The organism is Vibrio sp. ED004 (genome assembly GCF_023206395.1).
In the GTDB taxonomy this organism is placed as follows: domain Bacteria; phylum Pseudomonadota; class Gammaproteobacteria; order Enterobacterales; family Vibrionaceae; genus Vibrio.
Genome location: NZ_CP066150.1, coordinates 1,552,386 through 1,564,724 on the forward strand (window position 1 = coordinate 1,552,386; position 12,339 = coordinate 1,564,724).

At 44.0% G+C, this 12,339-nt stretch carries 12 protein-coding genes; 5 read left to right on the plus strand and 7 right to left on the minus strand.

Features of this window, described 5'->3' with window-relative positions; genetic code table 11:
- Window positions 1-6: 6 nt before the first annotated feature.
- Both ITG10_RS24285 and ITG10_RS24290 read right to left on the minus strand, forming a co-directional pair.
- Window positions 7-1,563, minus strand: coding sequence for a YjjI family glycine radical enzyme (locus tag ITG10_RS24285; protein ID WP_017629656.1), 1,557 nt, complete (start codon window positions 1,561-1,563; stop codon window positions 7-9).
- 287 nt (window positions 1,564-1,850) lie between these two features.
- Complete coding sequence (locus ITG10_RS24290) at window positions 1,851-2,450, minus strand: methyltransferase (RefSeq protein WP_017629658.1); 600 nt, start codon at window positions 2,448-2,450, stop codon at window positions 1,851-1,853.
- Window positions 2,451-2,611: 161 nt separating this feature from the next.
- Here ITG10_RS24290 and ITG10_RS24295 point away from each other — a divergent pair, with 161 nt between their 5' ends.
- Complete coding sequence (locus ITG10_RS24295) at window positions 2,612-3,490, plus strand: LysR family transcriptional regulator (RefSeq protein ID WP_016797108.1); 879 nt, start codon at window positions 2,612-2,614, stop codon at window positions 3,488-3,490.
- Window positions 3,491-3,608: 118 nt separating this feature from the next.
- Here ITG10_RS24295 and ITG10_RS24300 read toward each other — a convergent pair whose 3' ends face one another.
- Entirely contained in the window at window positions 3,609-3,959 is a 351-nt protein-coding gene (locus tag ITG10_RS24300) for a hypothetical protein (RefSeq protein ID WP_017629659.1), read from the minus strand.
- 364 nt (window positions 3,960-4,323) lie between these two features.
- Between ITG10_RS24300 and ITG10_RS24305 the strand changes: the two genes are divergently transcribed.
- Window positions 4,324-5,220 (plus strand): cation diffusion facilitator family transporter, encoded by an 897-nt coding sequence (locus ITG10_RS24305; protein ID WP_017629660.1) that lies wholly within the window; start codon window positions 4,324-4,326, stop codon window positions 5,218-5,220.
- A gap of 44 nt (window positions 5,221-5,264) precedes the next feature.
- Here the strand turns inward: ITG10_RS24305 and yddG are convergent, their stop codons facing one another.
- Together yddG and yjjG are read right to left on the minus strand one after the other, a co-directional pair.
- On the minus strand, window positions 5,265-6,197 hold the full coding sequence (gene yddG / locus ITG10_RS24310) for an aromatic amino acid DMT transporter YddG (protein WP_017629661.1): 933 nt from the start codon (window positions 6,195-6,197) through the stop codon (window positions 5,265-5,267).
- 159 nt (window positions 6,198-6,356) lie between these two features.
- On the minus strand, window positions 6,357-7,031 hold the full coding sequence (gene yjjG / locus ITG10_RS24315; protein ID WP_017629662.1) for a pyrimidine 5'-nucleotidase: 675 nt from the start codon (window positions 7,029-7,031) through the stop codon (window positions 6,357-6,359).
- Between the two features lie 214 nt (window positions 7,032-7,245).
- Between yjjG and ITG10_RS24320 the strand changes: the two genes are divergently transcribed.
- The 3 genes from ITG10_RS24320 (at window position 7,246) to ITG10_RS24330 (ending at window position 9,944) form a co-directional block, all read left to right on the plus strand.
- Window positions 7,246-7,431, plus strand: coding sequence for a hypothetical protein (locus tag ITG10_RS24320; protein WP_017629663.1), 186 nt, complete (start codon window positions 7,246-7,248; stop codon window positions 7,429-7,431).
- Window positions 7,432-7,669: 238 nt separating this feature from the next.
- Window positions 7,670-8,818: an L-threonine dehydrogenase gene (gene yiaY / locus ITG10_RS24325; protein ID WP_017629664.1), complete on the plus strand. Its 1,149-nt coding sequence runs from the start codon at window positions 7,670-7,672 to the stop codon at window positions 8,816-8,818.
- A gap of 202 nt (window positions 8,819-9,020) precedes the next feature.
- Window positions 9,021-9,944, plus strand: coding sequence for a hypothetical protein (locus ITG10_RS24330; protein WP_017629665.1), 924 nt, complete (start codon window positions 9,021-9,023; stop codon window positions 9,942-9,944).
- A gap of 125 nt (window positions 9,945-10,069) precedes the next feature.
- On the opposite strand, the gene ITG10_RS24335 is transcribed toward ITG10_RS24330, so the two are convergent.
- Together ITG10_RS24335 and ITG10_RS24340 are read right to left on the minus strand one after the other, a co-directional pair.
- Window positions 10,070-10,504: a YccF domain-containing protein gene (locus ITG10_RS24335; protein ID WP_017629666.1), complete on the minus strand. Its 435-nt coding sequence runs from the start codon at window positions 10,502-10,504 to the stop codon at window positions 10,070-10,072.
- 490 nt (window positions 10,505-10,994) lie between these two features.
- On the minus strand, window positions 10,995-12,071 hold the full coding sequence (locus ITG10_RS24340) for a beta-eliminating lyase-related protein (protein WP_017629667.1): 1,077 nt from the start codon (window positions 12,069-12,071) through the stop codon (window positions 10,995-10,997).
- Window positions 12,072-12,339 lie beyond the last annotated feature (268 nt).

A 12,339-nucleotide genomic window follows, 5' to 3' on the forward strand; every position in this document is an offset into this window, starting at 1 on the left:
ACAACGCTATTCGTATGTTGGCGACATCTCTAAGCTCGCCACGCGCGGTTTACGTTCTAAGATACCGGTGTTTTTTGCAGCTTCAGCACCAAGGAAGGTGGTGTTGGTACGTGAACCTTGCTCGTCGTATTTAGCAATATCAGATAACTTGATCATGTAACCCGTCACACGAACCAAGTCGTTCGATGCCACGTTGGCAGTAAACTCACGGTAACCCGCTTGGATTGCGCCTTTACACAAGTTAAACATCGCTTCAGGATTCGACTTTACTGTTTCGTCGATGGTCAGAATGTCGCTGATACCTGAGGTATAGAACTTGTGATGACCCGCAGTTGCGCGAACGTAAGAGACAGGATCAGGTTCTGTACCATAAGGAATACGCACACCTGGCGTTACATCTTCATCTAAGCTGATACCACCTTGAGCATGCAACAGAGCCTTGCCTTCCAACCCATACTTCACTTCAGAGCTTTCAACGATCTCAGCCAGCTTTTCAGAAATACGGTGTCCGAGTTGGTTAGCTTGTTCGTCATGACCATAACGCCCTGCTTTGCCCTCTTTTTCCATCAAGATGTTGACAGCTTCAGCCATGCCGTAAATGCCAAACATTGGCGCAAAGCGATCTTCTTCGATCAAACCCTCTTTGGTTAAGAAGCCTTCGAAGAAGTTAGACTCTTCGTGCAAGAAACGGCTACGCGCATTCATCAGCTCAATCATGATACCGCTGTAGTTTGGCAGCACTTGTTGTAAGAAATCGGCACTGTCCTCAGACTTCAACGCCACTTGTTTCAGGTTCATACGTACTAGCGTATTTGAACCACCCGCTAGAGGTAGAGAGTTGTAACAGCTCACGATGCCAAAACGCTTATCACCGTAGGCCGCAGCGTGTGCTGGGTAGTTGGCGATGTGTGGCTTGCTGCATTCACAGATGTTACTCGCAGCATGACGCAACAGATCATCAGGTGTCACTGCTGGGTCGTACATAAAGGTTAAGTTAGGTGCGATCTGCTTAAGTTCAGCATCGACACGTAAAATAGTGCGGCAGATAATATTATCCGTAGGGCCGATATTCACATGCATGAAAGCATCTGGCAGCGTGCGATCCAACATAATCCAGAACAGCTTAAGCTTTTGATAAACCTGCTCTTCCGTTAAGTCACCCACGAAAGGCATCAACACATCATCCAGTTGACCTAAGTAAACCGGAATGGAAGTCACTGACGGAACGTGATGATAAAGGATGGTCAGCATGTTCAATGCTTCGTCGAAATTAGTTGCCGCGCTAAGCTCTAAATACTTTGAGCCTTGATGTAAGTATTTAGAATAATCGGGAAGCACATAGCGCGGCTTAAATGGGGCGTGACCTTCAAACATGTCACATAGCACACCTTGTTGTAAGGCTTGTTCTACTTCATTACTTACCGGCATATACGGCAGGCTTGCTTCAGCTTCTAAGGCAAGATAACTCGATTTCTGTTTTGGAGACAGGTTGGCATCTGAAATGATATTGCTAAAGCGTTGTTGTTGCTCTGAAAGTTGTGGAGAAGCAGATTGGTGGCTCATGATTAAACCCTTAAAATTGTTATGGGCTTATTTTATATCTCGCGGTTACATTTCCACTAATGAAATGTATGCAAGACTATTTTTCCAAAATGGAAATTAGACATTTGAAATTAGCCGTCATTAAGACACTAGGTATAGAAATAGGAATAGTCCGTTTAAAACACGAAGCCGTAAAAATAGAAAAACCCACATAACTGGCTTTAAGGCCGTTGATGTGGGTTTCGTTATTTAGGTTCGCTCTGTCAGAGTTGGCTAAAAGCAATACTCTTTACAGATAAGGGAAGCAATTACAGGTGAGGAAGCACTTGTTTGAGTCCAACGCCCATTAGTACTTTTAACTCACCTTGTGGTGTATCAACCGAGAACGGTGTCGACACTTCAACAACAGAGAAACCTGCCGCACTCAATACATTCTCTGAGCGCTGCTGGCTTACGCCATAATCTTCACTGCCGTTTTCTAGGTACCAATCCCAGTGGACAAACGTGCCATCATTTTCAAGCAATGTGTAAATCAGACTGACTGTATCTTGTAGGTTCGGGATAAAACCACACACCGAAGAAGCGACCACTAGGTCAAACTGGTTTCTGAATGCTGGATGCTGCGCTGCTAGTCCGCGCGATAAAATATCAACAACCGGTTCAACGTTTGGTAACTCTTTCTTATCTAACTCTTCAATCATCCCTTCGGAGATGTCGAGTGCGATGATCTCTTTTGCTAAAGGAGATATTTTCTGGCTGAGTAGTCCTGTACCACAACCAAAATCAAGGACACGGGTTCCGTTTAAATCAACGAGCTGTGTCAACTGGTCAAATACGGACTGTGCGAATACTGCGGTCGCGGGATCTTTATCCCAATCAACGGCGTACTCGTCCCATTGTTTCGCCATCATGGCCTCCATCTTTACTTCTTGTAGGTTCGGAACTTCCCCAGAGTAAACCAAATTAGTCAATTCGTCATAGAGTTATCATGCAAAGATGGACTATTTCTAAGATAGTCAGCACAATATTCAGATAATATGCACCGACACCCGCTCAATATGGAAATGAAATGAACCTTTCTCAAGTCCAAGCCTTTTGTTCTGTTGCTGATTTAGGATCAGTCTCTGAAGCTGCACGCCAGCTAGAATGCAACCGAACCAAACTCAGCATGTCGATTAAAGCCTTGGAAAAAGAGTTAGATGTAGAACTGTTCGTGCGTAGCGGAAATCACGTCGAGCTGTCTGAAGCAGGCAAAGCCATCTACAAAGACTGTGAAGGCATGTTAGTTACAGCAGCACGCATTAAGCAAACGTGCTTGCATGTGTCTGGCGAGTTCAACGCCGAGATATGGATTGCCCGCGACGACTCATTACCCGATGAGATGTGGCAGGATTTATCTCATGCCCTCAATAACAAGTACCCTTCTACCTCATTCAACTTTGTTCTCGCGTCGAGTGGCGACTTAGCCAATCTGGTTGAGACTCAGCAAGTGGATTTCGCTTTTGGTGTCGATTACGAACGTGTCGATGACCCGCGTATTATCTACAACCCGCTTGGCAAGATTCGAATGATGTCGGTGTGTAAGAAAGGACACGATCTGAGTGCGATGCGACGTGTTTCTGATGAGGTGTTAAGAAATTCGATGCAAGCTACCATGGTTTATCTCAATGAAAAGGATAATCCAGAGCTTGAGCCCTTCTCACGTCGTTACATCGGCTTCTCTAGCTTTGATTTTATGTTGGATACGATTTTACGTGAAGAGGCATGGGGCGTAATGCCAGAGCCATTGATTCGTCATTTGCTACGTGAACAAGAGTTAGCGGTGATCAAACACACATACGGCCTGACTCAAGAGGATTACTGCATGTTTACTGCGGCAGGCATGGCTGAACACCCTGGTATGAACTGGCTCGCGGATCAGCTCAGCGACTACTTGTTCGATTTCTAATTTTAGCTTCCCAATTTAAGAGCGGCACGAGCTATTGCCTGCGCCGCCTTGTGCAAACTGAGACTAGTAACCTAATACTAATACAGCCTAATACTGATATAACCAAAGACTGAACCGATTAGAAAACCATGACGTGATCCACCAAGTAACGTCCCTCTTCCTCAGCCAGTACCATTTCAGCCACAAATTCACCTTTAGCAATGGTATACGCTTGCTTCCACACAAAGGCGATAGAATCAGAACGTCTGAATAGCGCTACTGGCTCACGTTCAGCAAAGAAGCCATTGCTGTGCTGATAATGATGACACACCTTCTCCAAGTACTCGGGCGTAACGATATCCTTCATTCGCTGTGTAAAGTCTCGACAGTGTTGTGCATGGTCAACCTTGGTTGAACCTTCCATCAAGTTATCCATGATAGGCGTAGCAATCGCCCATAACTCGCTGTCATTGAGGTTATCAAACTTCATATTTATCCATTCCTTGATACTGATGTCATGCAGCTAAAACCGAACGATTTACGCAACGTATTCGAACGCTAACGTTGCCTTTATCGATATGCTTAAGTTTATGTAAACATTGAGCTCACGAAGCTATACGACACTGATGACTGATATGTTTTATTAATCATAAACCATCTATTCTCAGTTGCACATATCCCCTAGAAAACAGTCATCGTCAACTTTATTGACACCTTGATGTCAACCTAAACCACTGAATTACAATAACTTTAATGAACTACTTAAATAGTACATATAAAGGTCATCAGATAAAGTTTGTAAAGTTAGCTCATTATTAGAACAATGAAGTTATCAAAAACATCTGGAAAATATTATGTGTGACAGGAAAAGCCAAAACGAAAATCGAGTACTATTGTTCTCAGCCCTTTTAGCATCAGGCTTCGCTATTGGCGGATTGGTGTTGGGTCTTATCGTTGGCTCTCTGGTCATAGTATTTGACGGTGTCTATTCTCTTATCAGCTTACTGTTAACTTTATTGTCACTAGCTGCTTCAAAATACATTAATCGCCCTTCAGATAGAGAGTTCCCGTTTGGTCGAGCTATCATCGAGCCCATTGTTATTGCGATTAAAGCCGTTGTGATTTTACTTGTGGTTGGTTATTCGCTTTACTCTGCGATTGGTGCCTTGATGACAGGTGGTCGTGAGGTCGATGCTTCTATCGCAACTCTGTTTGGTATTTTCAACGTGTTGGGTTGTGGTTACGCTTGGTGGTACATCGCTAACAAGAGCAAACGTATCTCTTCAGGTTTGATTCAAGCGGAATCTAAACAGTGGCAGATGGATACACTATTGAGTGTCGCGGTGACAGCTGGTTTCGTCGTAGCGTGGGCAATGACATTCTCACCTCTTGCGTCATACGCAGTGTATGCCGACCCAATGATGATGTTACTGATGTCTTTCTACTTCATCAAAGTACCATTCGACATGTTACGAGAAGCGATGCGTGAACTGCTGATGATGTCGGCAACCAAAGACATTTGTGATGCGGTAGATAAAAACGTTGTCGCGGTAGACAAAGAAGCGGATCAAGATTTGGAACTAATGGGCGTGACTAAGGTTGGTCCTGAGCTAAGAATCAACGTTGATATTCATACCAATGACCAAGATGCGATTGCGGTTGATGATATTGAACGTACGCGCCGCCAACTTAAGCGACGCTTATCGAAGATGCCTTATGAGCTCCAATTGAATCTCAATATCGCGAGTTAACAGTTAAGAGTTAAGAGTTAAGAGTTAAGAAAGCCTCTTACTAACTAAGACTCTGATTGAACCTTTTTAGAAGCCGACGCCGTAACCGTCGGCTTTTTATCTCTGGTTACCCACCAACAAGCTAACGAGCCAATCGTCACCATACAAACACCCTGCCAAAACGTCATGCTCAATGACAAACCCAAAATCATAGAAGACAGTAAGGTCGCAAAAATAGGCGTGAAATAAGACATGGTCGCTAGGAAAACCATATTGCCGCCAAGTATCGCTGTATTCCAAAGCGCGTAACCTGCCCCCATACACACACCGGCTAACACTAAGTCGATTGCAGCACTGGTTGTCATCACCATGCCGGTTTCGTTACTCAAGGCGTATTTGATCCACAAGGTGATTGCAGTCGCGATAAAGAACAACACGATCGCATTCTGCCCTTTCGCCACTTTTTGGGTGTAATTACAGTAAACCGCCCAAATAATCGCGCCGAAAAACGCCATTGAATAAGTTTTTGGGTTAGTAGCAACATTGGCAGCGATTTGTTCAACAGAAAGCCCCTGATCGCCGCTGATGCTCCAAGCCACGCCAAAGAAGGCCAAGAAGATACTTGGGTAAACCAACCAGTTAATTTTCTTATCGCTGAGCAGGACTGCGAACAACACCGTCAATGCTGGCCATAAGTAGTTGATGACGGCCATTTCCAAGGCTTGATGTCTATTGTTTGCCATTCCTAAAGCCAAAGCCAAAAAGATCTCATAGCAAACGAACAGAGCACCACCAATCAACAGATACGACTTAGAGAAGCGCGACAGCTTAGGTAAACCCATAACACAGACCAACAACAGTGAGCTCACTGTATAAAGGCTGGCTGCGCCGCCGATTGGGCCCAGTTGTTCTGATACGCTACGCGACAACGCGATTAAACAGCTCCAAAGTAAAATGGCAGCAATGCCGTAGCAGCTATGGCGATGAGATTTCAGCACGCCTCTTCCTTTTCTTTATTGTAATGGTGTAATCAAAGCGAGCTTAAAGCAAAGATAGGCTTAAGCACCACTATCGATAACTTGCAGTAGGTAAAAATAAGTAGCCGAGCACATAACTGTACTCGGCTATCAATCATTCACTCAAAAATCTAAAAGCAATTATGCCAATAACAGAGCTTGCAGCTCAGCCAGAGACTTCACTTGGTAATGAGGGGTAATACCTTCTGGCGTCGCCTTCTCTTGGCTGTTTAACCAACAGGTCTCGATACCAAAGTCTAAGCCACCTAAAATATCAGAGTGTGGGTTATCACCCACCATCAAAATGCGCTGCTTTGCTGGTAAGCCGACAAGCTTGTGTGCATGTTCAAAGATCTCAGCATCTGGCTTAGCAACGCCGACTTCTTCAGAAATGATCACATGTTCGAAGTAATCGGTCATGCCAGTACGCTCTAAACGGATCGATTGCAGCTCAGTGAAGCCATTAGTAATAATGCCCATGTTCACTTTGCCTTGTAACGATTCCATTAGCTCTTTGACACCCGGTAGCAAAGAACAGATGTCCGCCATTGCTGTTAGGAATGCACTGTTTAATTCCGCAGTTGTTGTTTCTAACTTTTCTGCCCAGCTTTCGAAGCGTGCGTGCTTCAGTTGATCAGCCGTAATTCGGCCATCTTGATATTCTACCCATAGTGGTAGGTTAACTTCTTGATAAACGGAATAATCCTGCTCGCTAAAATCCACACCAAAACGGGAGAACATTAGCTTCATTCCTTGAAAAGCGTCAAAGTGGAACAAGGTTTCATCCGCATCAAAGAATATCCAATCGTACTTCATTTTCTGTCCTGTTATTCGCGCTATCGAGCCGTATTTATATTTGTTCTTTCCTAACCTCAACGGTTAAGTGTGCATTCTACTACCATTTTTGTGAGCCTGAATATAGTTCTAATAATTTATAGAAAACAAGCAACAAGTCATGATGTATCGCAAATTTTGCCACATATTAAACCAATACCATAAAGGAAATACACGAAATGTACCGGGAGGTACTATGAAGCACTTCTTACCGTCATCTGTCATGCTCACCCCATTTCTTGTTAAATATTATGATGAAGAATCACAAGACACCTCTGATTCTTTAAATTCCGATGAGCCTCAACAGCCTCAAGTTACATGCAGCGATGACTCAATTGAGATATCGAAAAAAGATGAATTAGAAGCAACTTTGACTGAATAATCTTTATTTTTCATGGTTATAGAGTGCCATTCTGCGCTTAAATCAATCAATAGCTTGCCATCCATTACTGACAATAAACATATCTGAAAACCATAAAAACGATTGCTATATGAGCCCTATCACAACGCATAGCCACAAAGTGGTAGTTCGGGATCAAAATTGTTCCAGATCAATGGTCGACCAGTTGATTGCCGACACCATGTAGGAAATTAAAAATCATAATTAACGGAGTTTTCCAATGTCTACTGCATTTTACATCCCTACAATCAACTTCATGGGTACTGGCTGTCTGAAGGATGCTGCTGATAGCATTCAGTCTCAAGGCTTTAAAAAAGGTCTGATCGTGACAGATAAGATCCTTAACCAAATTGGCGTAGTTAAGCAGGTACAAGACCTTCTTAGCCAGCGCGGCGTAGACGCAGTTGTATTCGATGGTACTCAACCAAACCCAACCATCACTAACGTTAACGATGGTCTTGAATTGCTGACTGACAACGACTGTGATTTCGTTGTTTCTCTAGGTGGCGGTTCCCCACACGACTGTGCAAAAGGTATCGCGTTAGTTGCTTCTAACGGTGGTAAAATTGCAGACTACGAAGGTGTCGATCAGTCTGAAAAACCTATGATGCCTCTTATTGCTATCAACACGACAGCAGGTACAGCATCTGAAATGACACGTTTCTGCATCATCACTGATGAAGAGCGCCACATTAAGATGGCTATCGTTGATAAGCACACAACACCGCTTATCTCAGTAAACGATCCTGAGTTGATGCTTGCTAAACCTGCATCACTGACTGCAGCAACGGGTATGGACGCGCTAACACACGCAATCGAAGCTTACGTTTCTATCGCAGCAACGCCGATCACAGACGCAGTAGCGATCAAAGCGATTGAACTTGTGCAAGCGCACCTAAGAACAGCAGTATCGCACGGCGAAGACATTGAAGCTCGTGAGCAAATGGCTTACGCACAGTTCATGGCTGGTATGGCATTCAACAATGCTTCTCTTGGCTATGTTCATGCAATGGCGCACCAACTGGGTGGTTTCTACGACCTTCCACACGGTGTATGTAACGCTATCTTGCTACCACACGTTCAACGCTACAATGCGCAAGTTTGTCCTGAGCGTCTACGTGATGTTGCGAAAGCAATGGGCGTGAATGTGGAAAGTATGACACCAGAGCAAGGTGCAGAAGCAGCGATCGAAGCGATTGTTCAACTAGCAAACGACGTGAACATCCCAACCGGTATCGCGCAGCTTGGTGCTAAGCTTGTAGACATCCCAACTCTGTCTGACAACGCACTGAAAGATGCTTGTGGTTTCACTAACCCTAAACAAGCAACTCACGAAGAAATCTCAGCGATCTTCAAAGCGGCAATGTAATCTAGGTTCTAGAAACCAATCGATAAAAACGGGCTCATCTTCTGAGCCCGTTTTCTTTTATCTGTCCAATCCCTTTCAAATCTTTGTCTTCCCCACTCCCAAGAGCCGTTAATCAATAACGACTCACAACGAAAAAGTCGCATTGTTGCGATCGCTTGGTTATAGTCAACCTATTGATATATAGAATGACAAATAGGTTCCATTGAGTCGTTGGATAGTTAGCACCTCATTATTAGCTTCACTCGTTTCTCACTCTGCACTCGCGGAGGAAAAAGATGAGTGTCACAGCCAACCTTTAGAAGACGCCCCGGTCGAGAAAGCCTATCACTACTTGAACAGTAAGTTTTGCCAACCTGCGCTGTGGTTTGACAGCTTCTTTGTGGATGACCGTATTACCGAAGATGCCCGTGCAGGCACCTCCGTTCGTTGGTACAACGACTTTATCTATTCAGAAGGTGGCGAGGTTGATTACTCGACTAAGCTCAACGCACGCTTGCACCTGCCTTTTGTGAGTAAACGACTGAAGTTAATCTATGAATCGGTTGGTGACGAAGAGTTCTTAGATTTCTTTCCGCAAGATTCAGAAGAGTTAGAGAGCGCACTCGGCCTGCGATACGACGCTTATGCCAAGGGTTACAGTAGCTTCAATATCAAGGCGACACTGCGTCCGCGCATCGAAGCTCGCTATCGCTTTACCTACCCGCTAACAACGGATGCGGTATTCAGGCTGACTCAGCGTGTATATCAAGAGAAGAAAGAGACCGGAGAGATCACCGATATCGATTTTGATCTTTCCCTAAGTGATGACTTCTTAGCGCGATGGTCAAATTTTGCAGGTTATAACGATGACCTCAAGGGTTGGGAATATGGAACAGGGTTGACCTTGTATCATTACCTATCTCAAGACCAAGCTCTGCAATACAGCGCGACTATCTCGGCAACCAGCGAGCCGTATAACCACTACGAATACTCTCAGGTATCTGTAACCTACCGAGAAAACGTATGGAAGGAGTGGCTGTTTTACGAAGTCATCCCGCGTTATCAGTGGGAGCGAGAGCCTTACGAAAAGCACACGGAAGAAGCCAATATCACGCTTAGAATTGAAGTCCTGTTCAATAACGTTTAGATCGCAATGATTAGTTCGCATTGTTTTTGCCAATCAAAAGCCTTAGTGAAGATAAACCTAGCACCAATAAAAAAGCACATCGAATGATGTGCTTTTTCAGTGTCTATAAGGCTCAGACTGAAATCTTAACCTTTGTAATTTCTTACTCGTGCCGCTTCTGCTTCACGCTTATCAACAACCGTTTTGCCGATTGGCGCCAATGAGATAAGTGCTAACTTAAGGTGCTGAATCGCAAATGGAATACCGATGATGGTAATGAAACACGCTACAGCTGACATAATGTGACCAATAGCAAGCCAGATACCTGCAAATAAGAACCAAATCACGTTACCAATCACGCCTAGCGGGCTGGTGCCGATGTCCATTTCATTGGTCAATTCATCACGAGAAATCGCTTCTTGGCCGAATGGAAAGAATGAGAAATTACCCATGACAAAACACGCTCGTCCCCATGGAATACCTACGATGGTAAGGAATGCGAGAAGCCCGAAGAACCACCAAGCTAGCCCCATAAATACGCCACCGAACAGAAACCAAATGATGTTTCCTATTGTTTTCATTCTGTATTCTCCAAATCTTTGAATGCTGTTTTTTCATATGCCGAGTAAGGCAATACTTGTTCTGATAGGTTCATTATTATTGAGTCTTTATGAACCGCTTATGAATCAACGAGATTTTATGTGTTTGATACACCCCACGAAACGCCAAATCCGCATAGGGCTCATCGAGTTTATTTGATACCATGCTCTCAGATTATTTAGTACAACAAAGCTAAACAGACTCAACAACGAATTAAGGCCGAATTTATGAACAACACTGAGCAACCTAAAAAGAAAATGAAAAACTGGGTGCCAATCGTCTTCTTCGGACTTCTCAGCACCGTGCCTGTATTCATGTTTTTAGTTGACGTGTACATCAACCAATATATGTAACACGCACCATTGTCGCTATTTAAATGAATACAGGGAACATGCCCTGTATTCACCTCGATTAACTCACTTCTGCTGCGAACAATTCAACGCTTCTGTAATCAAACCAGCTCTTCGCTAATTAAATAAGCTCTTCGTTAATAAAATCTAGAATATCGATCAGCTCATGATCGGGTAAGTTCAATAAATTATCACCCACATACCACTCAATCTTACATTGATTCGGTAGCTCGCTGATTGCTGGGTTTCCTATCCAAACCTTGTGCTTCTTGGCGATATTATCTCGCGCTATGATGCCCTCTTCATAGCTCACTGGTAAATAAAGGTGAAGCATATTCACTTGCGGTTGCTGCGGATTCACTTTGAATTGAGGGTAATCCAATAAGATTTGGTAGAGCTGCTTAGTGCGCTCATACAAAGCTGGCATTAGCTCGAGTCGTTGGTCAAACTGCATGGCCGCAGAAACCACATAAGGCGTTCTATGGTAAACATTGCCGCCTTGACGCTTCATCCATGCCGACGCTTTCGCTACAAAAGCCTTATCACCTAATAATAGTGAACCTCCAAGGCCGTTTAACCCTTTGTAGAGCGAAACATAAGCCGTATCGAAACCCTTTGCGATCTCGCTATAAGGCTTTTGGTAATAAGCGCCGCACTCCCACAAACGAGCACCATCCATATGAAGATGGATCGATTGTTCTTTGCAGTATTGCTTAATTGCTTCAAGCTCTTCCCACTCTGGCAGTTGCCCACCAATCTCACGCATGGGCAGCTCATACAACGCCGCCGCGATCTCATCTGGCCAAGCCTTTAAATCATCAACGTTCCAAGTTCGAAATACATTACCAACCGGAAGCACATTGAAACGGTTCTGGAGCTGATACCCTTGGCGTTCATGACGCATGATATGACTCGACTCATGCATCGCAACGAGTGGGTTTCTTTTCTCTTGGCACGCAATCTCTAACGCCGTCGGTTGGTTCATTGTGCCAGTAATCACAAACACCGCCGCTTCATAGCCAAGCAGCTCTGCAACTTTGGCTTCAAAGCCTTCGATGAATTCACCATCGCCATAGCTGTCATGACGCACATTGTTCGTTTCACACCATTCAGCCATCTGAGCAAATGTTTGTGCCGGAGTCGGTTCAAAGTGACCAGAAAGCAACAAATTACATTGTTGACGCAAGTCCGTGCTCATATCTTTTCCTTTATTCATTGTAGTTCTATGTAGGGTGATTGAATTATTTACGTTAGACGTCAACGGTGACATAAAATGCACCGGTTCGCTGTTATTATTCGCGAATAATTAGTTTTACTTAGTCATAGTCTGGATGTGCCATAAATACACAAACTGACGAGTATTTTATACCCAGTTTCAGATAGTAAGTACGACACTCCTAAAAACATACATCTAAGTAGATAAGTATGGGCTAATTCATTGTTCTTCAATCATTCATCTATTATTG